Genomic DNA, 16949 nt, shown 5'->3' with positions numbered 1-16949 from the left:
TTTATCTGACTAAGGGGAAGCGAACGGAGGCGAGTAAGCCGCCTACCGCCCTTCGCGCAGCCAGGTCGCGGCGAATGCTCCGAGCAGCAGCAGCAACCCGATCACGCCAGCGAAGATCGGCAGCACGCCGACGCCCTTCACCACGCTGGCGTCGCGCATCCGCACGCCCATCCAGCCGTCGCCATGGAAGACGCTCGCCGAGCGGACCGGCAGGATGCGCGGCAGCTCGACGCTGGCGCCGTCGACCACGCGCACGGCGTCACCGCCGGTCGCCTGGGTCAGCGGCTTCAACGTCTCGGTGGTGGAGGTGACTTCCGAAAACTCCTTCGGATTGGTCGGGCCGACATTGATCAGCGCCTTCAGCGTGCCGTCGGTGGCCTGCCACAGGCCGAGCTCGCTCGCCGGCAGGCTGGCGCGCCATTCGCCGGGATCGCCCGCTGCAAGCGTCAGGTCGCGCGACACGCCCGACGGCGAGGTCACACTCACCGGCTGAACGCTGTCCGCCATGGTCTGGCGCACCACCACGAGATTCTTGCCCTGCACCTGCAGGCGCAACGCTTCCTCGTCCAGATCAGGTTGCTTCATCAGCCAGTGCGACATCCGCCGCAACAGATCGAGATGCGGGCCGCCACCTTCATAGCCGCGCGCCCACAGCCAGATGTGGTCGGAGAGCAGAAGTGCGACGCGGCCCTCGCCGAAACGCGACAGGAACAGCAGCGGCTTGCCGTCGACGCCCGTCATGACCGGCGGGTTGACCGCATTGCGGGTATCGACGGTGCGGAAGAACCGGCTCCAGCGCGGCGGCTCGGAGGCGGAGCCCTCGAGGCCACGCGTGACGGGATGGCGTTTGCCGACGTCGGACAGATGGGCGTAGAACGGTTTTTCCGTCACCCCGACCGGTTCGGCCGGCAGCACCGAATCCAGCGGCGTGCGCCAGATGCTGGTGTTGGACGCGTAGTCGGGGCCGGCCGAGACCAGCACCGCGCCGCCGGAACGCACGTAGCGTGCGATGTTGTCGAAATAGGCGATCGGCAGCACGCCTTGGCGGGCATAGCGGTCAAAGATGATCAGCTGGAATTCGTTGATCTTCTGCTGGAACAGCTCGCGGGTCGGAAACGCGATCAGCGACAATTCATTGATCGGTGTGCCGTCCTGCTTCTCCGGCGGCCGCAGAATGGTGAAGTGGACGAGATCGACGCTGGCATCGGACTTGAGCAGATTGCGCCAGGTGCGCTCGCCGGAATGCGGCTCGCCTGAGACCAGCAGCACGCGCAGCTTGTCGCGCACACCGTCGATGGCGACAACGGCGCGGTTGTTCACCGGCGTCAATTCCCGCTCGAGCGGCGAGGCCTCGATCTCGACGATGTTCGGCCCGGAATGCTTAATGTCGACGTCGACGCTTGCGGCCTGGCCGCTCGAAAGCGTGCGCTCGTTGATGACCTCGCCGTCCCTGCGGACGGTGACCTTGGCGCGCTCGCCGCTGACGCCCTGGTCGTCGAGGCGGTAGGTGATAGTCTGGGGCTGCCCGACGATGCCGAAGCGCGGCGCGGCGATGACCGCAATACGGCGGTCGCGCTCGTCCTTCTGCCCCGTGATCAGCGCGTGCACCGGCGCCTGGAAGCCGAGCCCGGCGGCGTTGGCCGGAATGTCGTGGACGCGGCCGTCGGTGATCAGGAACGCACCGGCGACGCGGTCGACCGGCACGTCCGACAAGGCCGAGGCCAGCGCCCCGAACAGCTTGGTGCCGTCGGTCTCGCCGTCAGCCTGTCCGGCATCGACGACGCGGACCTCGAGCCCCTTGATCTTCTTCAGGCTGTCGACCAGCGCTTCCTGCGCCGTCGCAGCCTCGCGATTGCGGTTGCCGAAATTCTGGCTCGGGCTCTTGTCGACGACGATTGCGGCGACCGAGGTGAGGGGATCGCGGTCCTCGCGGGTAAAGGAGGGATTGGCGAGCGCCAGCAGGAACAGCGCCAGCGCGGCCACGCGCACGGCAGCGCCGCGCGCCCGCGCCAGCAGCAGCACCAGCGCGATGACGACGATCGCGGCCAGCGCGAGCCACAGCACGATCGTGGGAACAAGCGGCGTGAATGCGATGCCGTAATTCATATCGATCCTACTGCCCCAGCCGTTCGATCAGGGCCGGTGCGTGCACCTGGTCGGCCTTGTAGTTGCCCGTCAGCGTGTACATCACGATGTTGGCGCCGGCGCGGTAGGCGAATTCGCGCTGGCGGGGGTCGCCGCCGATCACCGGCAGCATGGACTGGCCGTCGGGCCGCACGGCCCAGGCGCCGGCCAGGTCGTTCGAGGTGATGATGATCGGCGAGACGCCGTCGCCGCCGCGTGCCGGCCGCTGCGCGCTGTCCTCGTCGTCTTCGCGCGGCAAGGTCTCGACCCAGGTCTGGCCGGTGCTGAAGCGGCCGGGGAAGTCGCGCAACAGATAGAAGGTCTTGGTCAGCACGTGCTCCCGCGGCACCGGCTCCAGCTCGGGCACGTCGAGCGAGGACAGGATCTCGCGGAGCGTCTGCATGGCCGGGGTCTGCGCGGCGCCGTTCGCGCCGGGTGGCGCTTCGACCGCGTCGCGGGTGTCGAACAGCACGGTGCCGCCCTGCTTCATATAGGCGTCGATCTTGTTGATGGCGTCCCGCGACGGCTTGGGCGCGCCCGGCACGATCGGCCAGTAGATCAGCGGGAAGAAAGCGAGTTCGTCGCGCGCCGGGTCGATGCCGACGGGATCGCCGGCCTCAAGCGCGGTGCGCTGCGCCAGGAACAGCGTCAGTCCGGATAGCCCGGCCCTGACGATGGAATCGACGTCGGCATTGCCGGTCACGACATAAGCGAGGCGGGTCTGCGACACCGCCTTCATCGCGAACTCGTCGGACGCGCTGTCCGCATGCGACGGCGTCGGCACGAACGAGGCGAGACCTGCGAGCACCAGCCCAAAGACGATCATCGCGGGCGCGGCGCGGCGGCGCACCAGCGCGGCAAGGCCGCCGCCGAGTACCGCGACGATGATGGCGTCGATCAGGAACAGCGCGAGCGCCGTCGATAGCAGCCAACCGCGCAAGTCCTGCGGCTCGGCGTTGGTGTAGGTGGCATGCCGGGCGCGCAGGCTCGTGGTGTTCAGGGCTGCGATACGGTCGGCGCTGGCAAGCGTGTTCACGGCGAGCGGTCCTTCTGCCGGACCATAGAAGCCCGGCGGATGATCGGGTGTGGCGCGGTCGCGATAATCCGCGGGCAGCGGCTTTGCGGCAGCCGGCGGCGGACCGAACGCGCCAAAGCCATCGAGGATGTGCAACGGCGCCACCGTTTCGGCGGTCGCCTCGGTGGCAACGCCTGGACCCGGCTTCGCGGTATAGCCGGACATGTCGACGACACGCCGCAGGATTTCGACGAAGGTGCCCGACATCGGCAGATCCGACCAGCGCATGTCGGCGCTGACGTGGAACAGGCTGACGACGCCCTTGCCGCGATGCTCGCCTGTTACCAGCGGCGTGCCGTCTTCCAGCGACGCCCAGCTTTTGGTGGCGAGCACGGCGTCGGGCTCGGCCAGCACCTGGCGGCTTATGGTGACGTCCTTGGGGACCACGACGCCGGCAAACGGACCATCGGCGGCAAAGGAGGCAAGATGTTGCGGCTTTTCCCAGGTCAGGCTGCCGCCGAGCGTCCGGCCGCCCTTGCGCAGCTTGACCGGGACGAGATCGTCCTCGGCCTGCGCCAGCCGCGGACCGGCGAACCGCACCAGCACGCCGCCCTGGTCGATCCAGGCATTGAGACGCTCGCGGATTTCAGGGGCGATGGTGCCGACATCGGCAAGGATGATCATCGGCAGCTTCTGATCGAGGAACTGCGTGATGCCCTGCTGCGGCGAGCCCTTGTCGGCAAGCCGCACGTCGGCGAACGGCGCCAGCGCACGGGTGAGATAGAAGGTCGGCGCCAGCAGCGGCTGCGCGGTCTCGCTGGTCGAGCCCGAGACGATGCCGATGGCGCGGCGGCGCCAGCGCTTGTCGAGCAGCTGCACTGCGCCGGCGGAGCGCTCACCGGCAATTTCCAGCCGCGTGATGTCGTTGCGCAGCTCGACCGGCAGATCGAACGACGCTTCGGTTTCCTTGTCCTGCGGGCCGAACGAATAACGCGCCTCGCCGATCGGCGAGGCCTTCTGGTCCAGCGCGCGCACGGTGCCGATGGCGATGCCGCTGTCGGTGCGCAGCACCTTCACCGTCATCCTGGCTGCGGCATTCTCTGCCGCGACCAGCGCCAGAGCCGCGGAGGTGCCGCCTTCGAACACGGTCAGGCTGCGATCGCCGATGGTCTTGCCGAGGCCAGTCACGAATTCCTCGCCGCGACCGGTGTCGACGCTGTCGGAGAGCCAGGCGATCTCGCAGTCGCCGGTTGCTTTCAGGAAGCGATCGATTGCGGTCAGGGTCTCGACGCGTTCGATCGAATACGGCTTTGGCGTCAGCTGCCGCAGCGCGACGCGCGCGGCGCCCGCCGGCATCAATGTGATATCGCGGTTCGGCTCGGACAGCGGCACCAGCGCGATCGCACGGCGGTCGTTCTCGGCACTGGCGATCAATTCGTCGGCGGCCCTGATCCGGATGTCCCAGTTCGAGGCCGCGCTCCAGCCGTCGTCGAACATGATCATCAGCGGCGCCTTGCTGGCGGCCGCGCCTGTTTGCGGATTCCAGATCGGACCGGCGGCGGCGAAAATGACCAGTGCCGCAGCCAGCAGCCGCAATGCGGTCAACCACCACGGCGTTCGCGACGGGGTCTCTTCGCGCGGTGCGATGTCGAACAGCAGGCGCGTCGGCGGAAACTCGATCCGGCGCGGCCGCGGCGGCATCACGCGCAACAGCCACCACAGCACCGGCAGGCTGACGAGGCCGATCAGGAGCAGCGGTTCGGTGAAGGCGAGCGGCAGTCCCATCATGCTGCCGGCCCCGCCTTGATCGTTGTGGTGCGCGCGCCCGATTTGCTCACCTGCATGCCGGCATGCAGGAACAGCAAGAGCTCGGCGGCCGAGCGGTCGGTCGCATGCGTCGTGAACAGCCAGTCGAGCTTGTTGGTCTCGGCGCGGATCTGATCGCGGTGCAGCGCGAGCCGGGCGGTGTAATCCTGCGCCCAGCTCTCGGCGCGGCCGGCGGTGATCACGCCGAACCCCTCGGGCTCGACGAACTCGACGCGGCCGGAATAGGGGAATGATTCCTCGGCGGGATCGACGACCTGCACCAGCGTGCCATGCGCGCCGGAGCCGGACAGGCCGGCGAGCGTGGTCCTGATCTCGGAGAGCGGCGACCAGAAGTCCGACAGCACGATCGTCTCGGCCAGCGCCGCGGGCACAAAGGAGGGCGGCAGGCTCAAGCGGTCGGCATCGTCATGCAGCATCGCCTGCGCCATCTTGTCGATGACGCTGCGGCTGGCGGTCGGTGCCATCAAACCGGGGATGCCGACGCGCTCGCCGCCGGAGACCAGCAGCTCGGCCAGCGCGAAGGCGACGATCAGCGTCCGCTCGAGCTTGGATTCACGCGCCTGCTTTGACGCGAACGCCATCGAGGGCGAACGATCGGGCCAGATCCAGACCGTATGCGAGGCTTCCCATTCGAGCTCGCGGACATAGAGGAGATCGTCGCGCGCCGAGCGCCGCCAGTCGACATTCTGCGACGGTTCGCCGGAGACGAAACGGCGGTATTGCCAGAAATTTTCGCCGGAGCCGGCGCGACGGCGACCGTGCAGGCCGTGGATGACGTTGGCGGCGATACGGCGGGCCTCGAGCACCAGGCGCGGCAGCGAAGCGGCGAGCGTGCGGCTTTCGCCATCGGCACGTCGGATCGCGATGACCTCCTTTGCTGTGTGCCCGTTCTCCGCCGCCATCAACCGATCCGTGTCTTCAATTGCCGGATCACGTCCGGAATCGTGCGGCCTTCGGCGCGCGCCTGGAACGTCAGCGCCATGCGGTGCTTCAGCACGGGCTCGGCGAGGTCGAGCACGTCGTCGATTGAGGGCGCGAGGCGGCCGTCGATCAGCGCGCGAGCGCGCACCGCGAGCATCAGCGATTGGCTGGCGCGCGGGCCCGGTCCCCAGGCGATGAACTTGCTGGTGTCGCCGCCGTCCGGACCCGGACGGGCCGAGCGCACCAGCGACAGGATCGCCTCGACCACGGAATCGCCGACCGGCAGGCGCCGGATCAGTCGCTGCGCGGTGATGAGTGCATCAGGTGTCATCGAGCCCTTCGCCAGCGTCTCGTCGGCGCCGGTGGTCTCGAACAGGATGCGGCGCTCGGCGTCGCGGTCGGGATAGTCGACGTCGATCTCCATCAGGAAACGGTCGAGCTGGGCTTCAGGCAGCGGATAGGTGCCTTCCTGCTCCAGCGGGTTTTGCGTGGCGAGCACGTGGAACGGCTTCGGCAGATCGTGACGCGCGCCGGCAACGGTGATGTGCTGCTCCTGCATCGCCTGCAGCAGCGCCGACTGCGTGCGCGGGCTGGCGCGGTTGATCTCGTCGGCCATCAGCAGTTGCGCGAACACGGGGCCGGAGATGAAGCGGAAGGCACGCTTGCCGGAGGTGCTCTCGTCCAGCACTTCGGCGCCGAGAATGTCCGACGGCATCAGATCGGGCGTGAACTGGATGCGCTTGGCATCGAGGCCGAGGGTGATGCCGAGCGTCTCGACCAGCTTGGTCTTGGCCAGACCGGGGACACCGATCAACAGCGCATGGCCGCCGGAGAGGATGGTGACCAGCGTGTTCTCGATCACGCGATCCTGGCCGAAGATGACGGACGCGATCGCATCCTTTGCCGCGCGAATCTGGCTCGACACCTGCTCGGCCGAACGGACTATCCCGTCTTCGAGCTTCTCGACACTCTCCGCCATCCGTTAGCTCCTTCAGCCTGCCATGCAGCTCGCTTGCGTCGTCATGTCATCACGTCCTCAACTCAAGACGTGGGCCCTATGCTAGACTTGCAGGAAGGCCATGTATTCGTTGAACTAACCTATCCCCACCTTATCGGCTTAAGGATATGTAGGGCATCACGAAGTGGCGACCTCCACACCGGACGAATGCGGGGTGGAACCGAGTACCCGGATACAACGTAAACCTGCACCAATCGTGCCAAATGACCGATCGTGCCAAATGACAAAGTCAGGGCAAACCATGGCGAACCAAGGGCAGAGCGCCGATCGCGGTCTTGAGGGGCTGACTGCCGCTGCCAAAACTGCTGCCGATGCCGAAGGCGCCAAAAAGGGCCTGCCTCCGGTGCATTTGTGGAATCCGCCGTTTTGCGGCGATCTCGACATTCGAATCGCGTCAGATGGTACTTGGTTCTATTTGGGGACGCCAATCGGCCGTCATGCCTTGGTTCGCCTGTTCTCGACCATCCTCAAGCGCGAAGGCGACAAGCATTTCCTCGTCACGCCGGTGGAGAAGGTCGGCATTCGCGTCGACGACGCGCCGTTCATGGCGGTCGAGATGCAGAAGGACGGCGATGCCAACCATCGCGTGCTCCGCTTCCGCACCAATGTCGACGACTGGGTCACCTGCGATGCGTCGCACCGGCTGCGCTTCGAGCAGGCCAAGGACGGCGGGCTGACGCCCTATCTGCATATCCGCGCCGAGCTCTGGGCCAAGGTCACCCGCGCGCTCTATTACGATCTGGTTGACATGGGTGAGGAGCGGATGGTCGATGGCCAGCCGATGTTCGGTGTCGAGTCGGCCGGCGAGTTCTTCGCCATGGCCGATGCGGAGCAGGTGAGGGCCGCGCTTTGAACAAGCCTATCTCCAGGAACGATCCCGCCGTGATCGGTGCGGCGGATTTCTTCGCCCGCTCCGCCGCGCGGCTCGGCTTCGACGTTCCGCCCGGCCTCTACGATCCCAACATCATTCCGGCCTCGGGCGATCCCGGCACCGACAAGATGCTCGAGATCATCGCGCGCGAGCAGCCGGTGCGGCCGGCGGCGGTCTTGATCGCGGTGGTCGATCATCCCGAGCCGACCATTCTGCTGACGCAGCGTTCGGCGCATCTGAACGACCATGCCGGCCAGATCGCATTCCCCGGCGGCAAGATCGACGCAACCGACCGCTCGCCGCTCGATGCGGCGCTGCGCGAGGCCGAGGAGGAGGTCGGGCTGTCGCGCGACTTCGTCGAGCCGATCGGCTATCTCGATCTCTACGGCACCGGCTTCGGCTTCCGCATCCTGCCGACGGTGGCCAGGGTGCGCCCGGGCTTTGAGCTGACGATCAACCATTCCGAGGTTGATGATGCGTTCGAAGTGCCGCTATCCTTCCTGATGAACCCGGCCAACCACCAGGTGCACAGCAAGGAATTCCGCGGCATGGAGCGGTCCTACTACGCGATGCCGTTTGCCGAACGCTACATCTGGGGCGCGACGGCCGGCATGCTCCGTGTGCTCTATGAGCGGATCTATTCGTCATGATTCGGCCGATCCTGACCGAGATCGGAATCTTCCTCGTTCCCTTTGCCGTCTATGCGCTGTTCCTGGCCGCCACGCGTTCCGGCCTGTTCGTGCAATCGTCCTGGCCGATCACCATCGTCGCGCGTCTCATGCTGGCGGCGCTCGTGCTGGTGATCGCCGGGCTGATCGGCTTTGCGCATTTCTCCGGCGCCGCACCGGATTCGACCTATGTCCCCGCCCATGTCGAGAACGGCAAGCTCGTGCCGGGCGTGGAAAGATAGGGCCGGCCGATGAGCGCGGTGCCCATGCTCGCCGATGCGCCCTGGCTGATTTCGGGCGGCACCGCGCGCGTCCTGCAATTGCTCAATGCGGATGGCGAGGAGGCGCGGGTTGTCGGCGGCGCCGTGCGCAACGCGCTGCTCGGCCTCGTGCCCGGTGACATCGACATCGCGACCACGGCGCTCCCGCACGAGGTGATACGGCGCGCCAAGAGCGCCGGCATCAAGGCCGTTCCGACCGGCATCGACCACGGCACCGTCACGCTCGTCATCGACAGCCAGCCGTATGAAGTCACGACGCTGCGCGAGGATACCGAGACCTTCGGCCGCAAGGCCAAGGTCGCGTTCGGCCGCGACTGGGTGAAGGACGCCGAGCGCCGCGACTTCACGATGAACGGGCTCTCGGTCGATGCCGACGGCGTCGTCCACGATTACGTCGGAGGCATCGCGGATGCGGCCGCGCGGCACGTGCGCTTCATCGGTGATCCCGACCAGCGCATCGCCGAGGATTTCCTGCGCATCCTGCGCTTCTTCCGCATCCACGCCGCCTTCGGCGCCGGCGATCCCGACCGCGACGGCTATCTCGCCTGCATCCGGGGACGCGCCGGCCTCGCGAGCCTCTCGGCCGAGCGGCTGCGCATCGAGACGCTGAAGCTTCTGGTCGCTCCCGGCGCGTCCGCCGCCGCGCTTGCGATGGCCGATGGCGGATTGCTGCAGGCGCTGACCGGCGGCGTCGCCTATACCGGGCCGCTCTCGGCGATGATCGCGATCGAGCGCGAGCTCGGCCTCACCGCAAGCAGCACGCGGCGCCTCGCCGCGCTGACGGTCGCGGTGACTGAAGACGCCAAGCGCGTCGCCACGCGCCTGAGGCTCTCCAATGCGGAAACCAAGGCGCTGGATTCGATGGGGCACCGCTGGTGGCGCTTGGCCACCAAGGGCGAAGCCGATGCGCGGCGGCTGCTCTACCGGCTCGGTGCGGATCGCTATCACGATCGCGTGTTGCTGGGCTGGGCGAGAGCCGGCGGTGACGTCGGCTCGTCGCGATGGCGTGCGCTCGCCGAGCTGCCGCAGCGCTGGACTGCGCCGAAATTTCCGCTTCGCGCCGCCGACTTCATCGCGCGCGGCATGGCGGAAGGACCCTCGCTCGGACATGTGTTGACGCTCGCGGAGGACGCTTGGCTTGCGGCGGATTTTCCCCTAGAGGAAGCCGCGCTCGCTTCCATCGCCGATCAAGCTGCGGCACGCGTCAGCCGCGATGAGAGAACGTGACCATCGTCTCAGGCTTCGCCGACATCTCGACCTTTCAGCTCCTGCTGGTCGCGTTGATGGCGTTGTTTGCTTCGATTATCGGTGGTCTCGCCGGCTACGGCACCGGCGCCTTGATGCCGCTGGTGCTGGTGCCTCTCGTCGGCGCCGAACCGGTGGTGCCGATCATCGCGATCTCCGCGATCTTCACCAATTCCAGCCGCGCGCTCGCCTATCTCCGCTATGCCGATCGCCGCCGCGCGCTGATCGTGCTGGCCTGTGCGGCACTGACGACAGCGCTTGGTGCCTACGGCTACACACGGCTGACCAATGCGGGCGCGGCGCTGGTGATCGGCTCCATGCTGATCCTGAGCGTGCCGCTGCGCCGTGTGCTCCGCCGCCGCCAGGTCAAGATCGGCGACACTGGGCTTGCGGCCGGCTCGGTCGGCTATGGCGTGCTGGTCGGCGGCACCTCCGGCTCCGGCGTGATCCTGCTGTCGCTGCTGATGGCCGCGGGCCTGGAAGGCGCGGCCGTGATCGCGACCGATGCCATGATCTCGCTCGGCACCGGCCTCATCAAGATCTCGGTGTTCGGCCTCGCCGGCGCCGTGACCGCACAGGTGCTCGCCTTTGCGCTGCTGATCGGAGCAATCGCAATCCCCGGCGCGTTCCTGGCAAAAGCCTTCGTCGAGCGGATGCCGGTGCACATCCACACCGCGATCCTCGACGTCGCGGTGATCACCGGCGGCGTAGTGATGATCTCGGCTGCGGCGAGGCAGCTCATCTAATCAATCGGATGTGGCGCTGTCCCGCTGCCAGTTTGGTTCACGCCGCGGGTCTAGTGTGAGGGACTGCAGTCCAGTTCCTTGATCCTGCCGGCGGCGTCAAATGCCAAAAGTGCACTCATGACGCCAGCACTGGTGAGGTACGAGATAATGGTGCCGTCGTTGCGCCAGGGATTGAGATCATCCAACGTGCCTGCCGGATATTTCCGGAGGTGATCGACCCAATAGGCACGAAGTGCTTCGCGGCCGGTGATGGTTTGGCCGCCGGCGCAGCCGCAGTGGACCACGGCATCCTCGGCATGAAGTTCCAAAATCGCTTCGATATCGCCCGCGCGATAGGCATCAAGCCAGTCGACCGCAACGGCCATCGGGTCAAAGGACATATTTTTCACTCGCATCGCGTCCAAATCTGGGTCAGGCTCTGGAACCGCCAGGCCTTTTTTGATTTTAATATCCCACCCGGGCACGGCCATATGGCGGACGACATAGGGGACCGGGCCGAGGGCCAAAGTCGATGTTGGACACGTCCGCCAGGCAGGGGATACTCAAGCCCATCCGGCTCGTGATCGTCGATCCACAGCCGATCGTTCTGCAGGGACTGAGGTCGGTCCTCGGGACGCAGCCGGACTTCGACGTTGTCGCATCGTCCAGCGATCGGACAAGCTGCCTCGAAGCAATTCGGAAGCTGACACCTGACGTCGCGCTTCTTGCCGACAAGGTGCCGGATCTGACGGTCTCCGAGATCCTCGCGATTGTGAAGGCGGAGAAGCTCTCCACGCGCCTGGTGTTCTTCACCGAGTCCGATACCGACCACGATCTGACTTCAGCCATCACAGCCGGCGCCTGCAGCGCAATTTCGAAGTATGCCTCTCCCGCCACGATGCTGCGATCGCTGCGGCTGATGACGAAGAGCGGCGTGGCACTGGAGAAGTCCGATCTCTCCGCACCCGGCAAGGAGGCGGACGGCGATAGCAAAGTCGAAGGGATGCTGGAGCTGTTGACGCAACGGGAACGTCAAATCGCACGACTCGTGGCGGAAGGAATGTCGAACAAGGAGATCGCGCGTCAGCTCAACGTTTCCGACGGGACGGTCAAGGTCCACCTGTACAATATTTTCCAGAAGCTTGAGATCACCAACAGAACTGTGCTCGCGACCATCGCATTGCTGCAACGGCCCTCCGGCCTGGCCGCGCTCTCCCTGGCATTTCTGGCGCTCGCAATTGCGGACGAACTCAAGGCGTCGGAAGCGAACGACATCTTCCCGGATGAGAACGGCGTCGGCCACGTGGACGAGCACGCGGGGTACGAGCCCTGGAAAAAAGGGATTCTCCGGCACCTCGTCGTCTGGGAATCCGGCGAGCCGCCCACGCAGGCCCAGAGAGACTTGTTCGCCAAGGCCGCCCAAATCACCAACCCGGCGGCGGCAATGGAAGCGCTACGCGCGGCCGAGCAATCCGGGGGCGCGAAAGCGTGGACGCACCACGCTCCTGCTGGATCGGGCGCGCCCGATCTTCCCGTGCCCTTACTGCGAGGAGCAAACGACATACAGGTCGGAGTTGACCCGGCCCCGGAACATCAATTCCCGCGGCTTCTTTCCAATGCGATGTCGATGCATGGAGGGTATGGCAACTTTGCTATTCTCACCGGTGCGTTGATCTACGCACTGGAGGATCCCCATCTCGCCGCCCACGCGCATGACCTTCGTCAAGCGTCGATCGACAGCATCCTGGCCGTCACTGAAGAGAGTGCGACCACAAAACTGGCCGCGATCACCCATGCTGCCGCCAATCATGCCGACAATTCAGCCCCGGGTTTCCTTTCGCACGATGTCCGCCTGTCTTTCGCCGCTGTGACCACTGGAAACGGCAACCTCGCTGAAGGCGCTCTGGGCGAAAAGGGCCCGGGCGATGCGGGTGACAATCTCCATAAATTTGTTGGCGCGGACCCTGGTCACGATGCCGGTGTCGGCGGGGGCGGCGACGTTGAAAAAATTGTTTATCGCTCCCCGATTGACTCCGAGTCTAACCAGTTCAAGTCGACCTCTTCCGACGCCGTGTTCGATTTCGCATCTGGGCCGGGCAGGATCAATCTTGCGGCTTTCGGAGCGCTTGCCTGGCTGCACATGACGGCGGCAACCAAGTCTATACCGCCACATACACTCGCCTGGGTCTACGACTCCGCAAGCAACGAGACGATCGTCTATGTGAATGCGACCGATCATATCCTTGATATCGGCGATCGCGGCCTGCTGGAAATCCATCTCGAGGGGATCGTGGCCGTTGCGGAGGCGGATGTCGGCTCCGAGCCAGATGGCGCGGCTGTTGCGACCACCTTGGAGCAGCTCGAAGCCGCGCTGATACCGGCGATCGCAACCGATGAGGCCGCTCTGACGAAGGATCATGTCCAAACCAGTATCGAGGGGAGCGAGAGCACGCTCGGGACGGCTGGAGCCTGGGCCCTTCTGGCCAACAACGGCTCGGGTTTCCATTTCGGGCAGGCCCGGACCGGCTTGGGAACGTCGACGAGGCTCAGAAGCTCCAGCGACGCGTCGGCGGATGCAACGGAAGAGAGCGATGGTGCGTCTGCCGCGTCGGCTCACGCATCATCCATCGAGCTTGCTCATAGCGCGACGGCCCCGGCAGCGGCAAATGTCGCATCGAACAATGGTCCGATCAATGCGGGCAACGGCGTTTCGTCGACGGGGCCCAACGAGATCGGCCAACCCAGCGTCCTAACCGCCGACAGCGCGGGGCACGGCAACTCGCAGCACGCTTCGGAGCCATCGACTGAAGCTGGCTCCAAACCGGGCAACGGCGTCGGCCATGACGCCGAGCATCACGATAAGGCCTCGGACGCTCCAGGAGGGTCAGCGAAGAACGCAGAACCAGACGGCGCGGAACACGGCAAAGCCGGGCACTCAAATGCTGCAAAAGCACCGGACGCAGCCGAGACCGATCCGGACGTCGCAACGGCCGCCGACGCGGGTCACGGCAACTCGAAGCACGCTTCGGAGCCGGGGTCTGCAAAGGCGGCAGCCGACGAATCGACTGAAGCTGGCTCCAAAGCGGGCCACGGCGTCGGCAATGGCGCCGAGCATCACGCTTCGGCTTCGGAAGCTCCGGGAGGGCCAGCGAAGAAGGCCGACCCAGGCGGCGCGGAACACGGCAAATCCGGACACTCCGCCGCCTCAAACGCACCGGACGCAGCCGAGATCGATCCGGGCGCCGCGATAGCCGCCGGTGCAGGCCACGGCAACCCGCAGCACGCATCGGAGCCAGGATCTGCAAAGGCGGCAAGCACGGGGTCGACGGAAGATGGGGGCAAACCCGGCAACGGCGTCGGCAATGGCGCCGAGCATCACGATAAGGACCCGGAGGCTCAGGGAGGGGCAGCGCAGAAGGCAGAACCAGACGGCGCGGAACACGGCAAATCCGGGCACTCAACCGCTGCAAACGCACCAGACGCAACCGAGATCGATCCGGGCGCCGCAACGGCCGCCAGCACGGGTCACGGCAATGCGCAGCACGCTTCAGAACCAGAATCTTCGAAGGCGGCAGCCAGCGAATCGACTGGAGCTGGCTCCAAAGCGGGCAACGCCGCCGACCGTGGTGGCGAGCATCACGCTTCGGCTTCCGAAGGCGCGCAAACACCAGCGACAACGGCAGAACCAGACGGCGCGGAACACGGAAAATCCGGGCACTCAGCCGCTGCAAGCCCGCTGGACGGAGCAGCGATCGATCCGGCCGCCGCAACGCCCGCCAGCGCGGGCCACGGCAACTCGCAACGCGCTTCGGAGCCAGGATCTGCAAAGGCGGCAAGCACGGAATCGACGGAACACGGAGGCAAACCGGGCAACGGCGCCGGCGATGGCGCCGAGCATCCCTCTTCGGCTTCGCAGGCTGCGGGGACCGTGAAGACAGCAGAACCAGCCACCGTGGACCACGGTAACTCGCAGCACGCTGCGCAATCTGCAGCAATCGCAGACGACGCACACGCGGCCAAGGCTGCGTTCGAAACCGGCGGCGCAGACCAGGGACCGGTATTCCGGTTCGATAGCGGCGTAGCTCCTTCTGCTTTCGTCGAGATAGTCGGACTGAAAGAGTTCAATCATCCGCTGGATGCGCACGTTCCGCCCGGTCAGGAAGAAGGCCTCGGGTTCAACGTCAAGCTCGTCCCTCATGCACTGAACGGACACGCGGACGATCACGGCACCAACAGCCCGCACCAAGCGATTCTACCTGCGCATCATGATTTGCTGATCTGAACCGCTGCATCGTCATTGACCGAAAATGGCAACTGTCACCGTAGCCACGGCTCAGGAACGCGACGCCTTTGGCGGATCAGCCTGATGGGGAGCAGTTGTTCAGGGTTGCAGCCGTGAGAGCAGACGTTGCCGATCCTGATCGCGACCTCGCTGCTCCATGCGCATCCGTTCAAGTTCGCCTTCAGCTTTGGTTGTGTCCTCGTTCTGGCGCTTCATTTCGATGATCAGCGCCTCCTGCTCGGCGAGCCGGCGTTCTCCTTCGACGACGTCGCGCTCGATCTGCCTCAGCTCATCGTATATCGCCGTCGTGTACATCGCGATCCTCGCGCGGCCGTGCTGCGAAGCACGCCGCAGAGTAGGTTTCGCTTCGTGCAGGGCCTTTATCGGGCGCGCGGTGCGGCTATGACCACAGCGCGACGCGTATGGCTTTTAACTCAGCCAGCTTCGCGAACGTTCCGGCTGATGCCATTTTTTCCCGGGGCTTTGATCGATCGCACGAGAGGCCATGTTTGTTAACCGATCCCCTTGGCGGAAGCGGATCGCCAACTGCCCGGAACGGATCTCGTCAAGCGAGCGCACCCGTTGTCGGCGGCGATGCACTCGGCTCAGGGCTGCGCCTCAGCCAAGTTGCAAACAAGCGGTCGGCACAATATCGTCGATCGTCCGCGCCGATGTCTGACGTTCAATCTCCCTCAGGAACCAACACCATGAATGTGGTCTCAGTGCCCAGCGGGATCCATCGCCCTTCAGGGAAGGTCGATATCCCGTCCGCCTGGGAGGGCGCTGAGATGAAAGCCAATCCCGATCGATGGTTGATATCACTTGCTGCCGGCGAGATCGCCGAACTCGAGGGCGCGGCTGAAACATATCTTGGCAGCAACAAAAAAATCGCCGAGATCACGAAGGAAAGCTTTCCGCTTCCGTACTTCGGCGCGCATCTGGAAGAGCTCAAGAAAAGGCTTTTGGTCGGCTTGGGCTTCGAAGTGATCCGCGGCCTCCCAGTGGCAAAATACAGTCAGGAGTTTGCCGCTACGATCTTTTGCGGAGTGGGCGCCCATCTTGGATCGGCGCGGTCTCAGAATGCAGCGGGCCACATTCTCGGTCACGTCCGTGACACAGGCGCTGATGCGAAGGATCCGAACACCCGAATTTATCAAACCTCGGAACGGCAAACATTCCACACGGATTCGTCCGACGTGGTTGGATTGTTATGCATTCGCGAGGCGAGGGAGGGAGGGGATTCTCTCCTTGTCAGTACGACGACAATCTACAACGAGATGTTTGACAGACGTCCCGACCTTGCCGCTCTCTTGTTTGATCCGATCGCGACGGACCGACGAGGCGAGGTGCCGGAGAACGAAAAGCCATATCTTGAAATCCCGGTGCTGAATTGGCATGCGGGGTTCCTGACCGGGTTTTATCAGCGCCAATATATCGATAGTGCGCAGCGCTTTCCCGATGCGCCGAGACTGACGCCGGCTCACGTCGAGGCGCTCGATCTTTTTGACGCGCTCGCAAATGATCCCGCGCTGCATTTCGGCATGCGGCTTCAGCCGGGCGACATGCAGTTCGTTTACAATCATGCCTTGCTGCATGACCGGACCGGATTCCGCGATTGGCCCGATGCAGGCCAGAAGCGTCATTTATTGCGCCTTTGGCTCAGCATGGAAGGCGACCGGCCGTTGCCCGATTGCTTCAAGCAGCGCTATGGCTCGATCGAGATCGGTAACCGTGGCGGCATCATCACCAAAGGGACCAGTTTGAACGTTCCGTTGGATTGACGTTCGAGCATCCAGCGATGTCCGCTCTCGTGCCGATATGGACAGAGGAGCGGACACCAAGTTGGGCGGAGCCGAGCACCCCGACCTAATGAGTCGTCCGTTAAGAAGCCGAATTGAGCGGGAGCGGACAGGCAAGCGTATGCGATAGCTGGATCAGGAAGAGGCACAAGAGTTCTCTGAGCCAGGCGAGG

Annotated in this window: 13 protein-coding genes; 7 read left to right on the top strand and 6 right to left on the bottom strand. The window is 65.1% G+C overall.

The genetic code is table 11. From position 1 onward, the window contains the following. Positions 1–42: 42 nt before the first annotated feature. The 4 genes from IVB42_RS16770 to IVB42_RS16755 are packed head-to-tail and all read right to left on the bottom strand — an operon-like array spanning position 43 to position 6866. Positions 43–2106: a hypothetical protein gene (locus tag IVB42_RS16770; RefSeq protein ID WP_085361318.1), complete on the bottom strand. Its 2064-nt coding sequence runs from the start codon at positions 2104–2106 to the stop codon at positions 43–45. Between the two features lie 7 nt (positions 2107–2113). Then, positions 2114–4927: a DUF4159 domain-containing protein gene (locus IVB42_RS16765; protein WP_085352650.1), complete on the bottom strand. Its 2814-nt coding sequence runs from the start codon at positions 4925–4927 to the stop codon at positions 2114–2116. Then, positions 4924–5868: a DUF58 domain-containing protein gene (locus IVB42_RS16760; RefSeq protein ID WP_018454955.1), complete on the bottom strand. Its 945-nt coding sequence runs from the start codon at positions 5866–5868 to the stop codon at positions 4924–4926. The genes IVB42_RS16765 and IVB42_RS16760 overlap by 4 nt, the downstream gene beginning before the upstream one ends. Beyond that, on the bottom strand, positions 5868–6866 hold the full coding sequence (locus IVB42_RS16755) for a MoxR family ATPase (protein WP_018454954.1): 999 nt from the start codon (positions 6864–6866) through the stop codon (positions 5868–5870). The genes IVB42_RS16760 and IVB42_RS16755 overlap by 1 nt, the downstream gene beginning before the upstream one ends. A 280-nt stretch (positions 6867–7146) precedes the next feature. Here IVB42_RS16755 and IVB42_RS16750 point away from each other — a divergent pair, with 280 nt between their 5' ends. Genes IVB42_RS16750 through IVB42_RS16730 form a run of 5 tightly spaced genes read left to right on the top strand, consistent with a single transcriptional unit; the run spans position 7147 to position 10716 of the window. Next, positions 7147–7758 carry a DUF1285 domain-containing protein gene (locus tag IVB42_RS16750; RefSeq protein ID WP_247372662.1) on the top strand — a complete coding sequence of 204 codons (612 nt, stop codon included), beginning with the start codon at positions 7147–7149 and terminating at the stop codon, positions 7756–7758. Beyond that, positions 7755–8426, top strand: coding sequence for a CoA pyrophosphatase (locus IVB42_RS16745; protein ID WP_027568565.1), 672 nt, complete (start codon positions 7755–7757; stop codon positions 8424–8426). Before IVB42_RS16750 ends, IVB42_RS16745 begins: the two co-directional genes overlap by 4 nt. Then, a complete protein-coding gene (locus IVB42_RS16740) occupies positions 8423–8686 on the top strand; it encodes a DUF6111 family protein (protein ID WP_018454951.1) in 264 nt (87 codons plus the stop codon). Before IVB42_RS16745 ends, IVB42_RS16740 begins: the two co-directional genes overlap by 4 nt. Before the next feature lie 9 nt (positions 8687–8695). Further along, complete coding sequence (locus IVB42_RS16735; protein WP_247372665.1) at positions 8696–9952, top strand: CCA tRNA nucleotidyltransferase; 1257 nt, start codon at positions 8696–8698, stop codon at positions 9950–9952. Further along, positions 9949–10716, top strand: a complete 768-nt coding sequence (locus tag IVB42_RS16730) for a sulfite exporter TauE/SafE family protein (RefSeq protein WP_247372668.1) — start codon at positions 9949–9951, stop codon at positions 10714–10716. The genes IVB42_RS16735 and IVB42_RS16730 overlap by 4 nt, the downstream gene beginning before the upstream one ends. Before the next feature lie 50 nt (positions 10717–10766). On the opposite strand, the gene IVB42_RS16725 is transcribed toward IVB42_RS16730, so the two are convergent. Beyond that, entirely contained in the window at positions 10767–11186 is a 420-nt protein-coding gene (locus tag IVB42_RS16725) for a nuclear transport factor 2 family protein (protein WP_231188813.1), read from the bottom strand. A gap of 41 nt (positions 11187–11227) precedes the next feature. Here IVB42_RS16725 and IVB42_RS16720 point away from each other — a divergent pair, with 41 nt between their 5' ends. Continuing rightward, positions 11228–14977 carry a LuxR C-terminal-related transcriptional regulator gene (locus IVB42_RS16720; protein WP_247372671.1) on the top strand — a complete coding sequence of 1250 codons (3750 nt, stop codon included), beginning with the start codon at positions 11228–11230 and terminating at the stop codon, positions 14975–14977. 99 nt (positions 14978–15076) lie between these two features. Here the strand turns inward: IVB42_RS16720 and IVB42_RS16715 are convergent, their stop codons facing one another. Then, complete coding sequence (locus IVB42_RS16715; protein WP_018454947.1) at positions 15077–15292, bottom strand: hypothetical protein; 216 nt, start codon at positions 15290–15292, stop codon at positions 15077–15079. Positions 15293–15684: 392 nt separating this feature from the next. Here IVB42_RS16715 and IVB42_RS16710 point away from each other — a divergent pair, with 392 nt between their 5' ends. Further along, a complete protein-coding gene (locus IVB42_RS16710; protein WP_247372674.1) occupies positions 15685–16758 on the top strand; it encodes a TauD/TfdA family dioxygenase in 1074 nt (357 codons plus the stop codon). The last annotated feature ends 191 nt before the right edge of the window (positions 16759–16949 follow it).

Source organism: Bradyrhizobium sp. 45, from assembly GCF_023073155.1.
Classification (GTDB): Bacteria; Pseudomonadota; Alphaproteobacteria; order Rhizobiales; family Xanthobacteraceae; genus Bradyrhizobium; species Bradyrhizobium canariense_D.
This window is presented reverse-complemented; position numbering and strand designations above follow the sequence as displayed.

Excerpts from the sequence above, each read along its gene's own strand:
- IVB42_RS16770 (WP_085361318.1), bottom strand. The coding sequence starts at position 2,106 with ATGAATTACGGCATCGCATTCACGCCGCTTGTTCCCACGATCGTGCTG.
- IVB42_RS16765 (WP_085352650.1), bottom strand. The coding sequence starts at position 4,927 with ATGATGGGACTGCCGCTCGCCTTCACCGAACCGCTGCTCCTGATCGGC.
- IVB42_RS16760 (WP_018454955.1), bottom strand. The coding sequence starts at position 5,868 with ATGGCGGCGGAGAACGGGCACACAGCAAAGGAGGTCATCGCGATCCGA.
- IVB42_RS16755 (WP_018454954.1), bottom strand. The coding sequence starts at position 6,866 with ATGGCGGAGAGTGTCGAGAAGCTCGAAGACGGGATAGTCCGTTCGGCC.
- IVB42_RS16750 (WP_247372662.1), top strand. The coding sequence starts at position 7,147 with ATGGCGAACCAAGGGCAGAGCGCCGATCGCGGTCTTGAGGGGCTGACT.
- IVB42_RS16740 (WP_018454951.1), top strand. The coding sequence starts at position 8,423 with ATGATTCGGCCGATCCTGACCGAGATCGGAATCTTCCTCGTTCCCTTT.
- IVB42_RS16735 (WP_247372665.1), top strand. The coding sequence starts at position 8,696 with ATGAGCGCGGTGCCCATGCTCGCCGATGCGCCCTGGCTGATTTCGGGC.
- IVB42_RS16725 (WP_231188813.1), bottom strand. The coding sequence starts at position 11,186 with ATGGCCGTGCCCGGGTGGGATATTAAAATCAAAAAAGGCCTGGCGGTT.
- IVB42_RS16720 (WP_247372671.1), top strand. The coding sequence starts at position 11,228 with ATGTTGGACACGTCCGCCAGGCAGGGGATACTCAAGCCCATCCGGCTC.
- IVB42_RS16715 (WP_018454947.1), bottom strand. The coding sequence starts at position 15,292 with ATGTACACGACGGCGATATACGATGAGCTGAGGCAGATCGAGCGCGAC.
- IVB42_RS16710 (WP_247372674.1), top strand. The coding sequence starts at position 15,685 with ATGAATGTGGTCTCAGTGCCCAGCGGGATCCATCGCCCTTCAGGGAAG.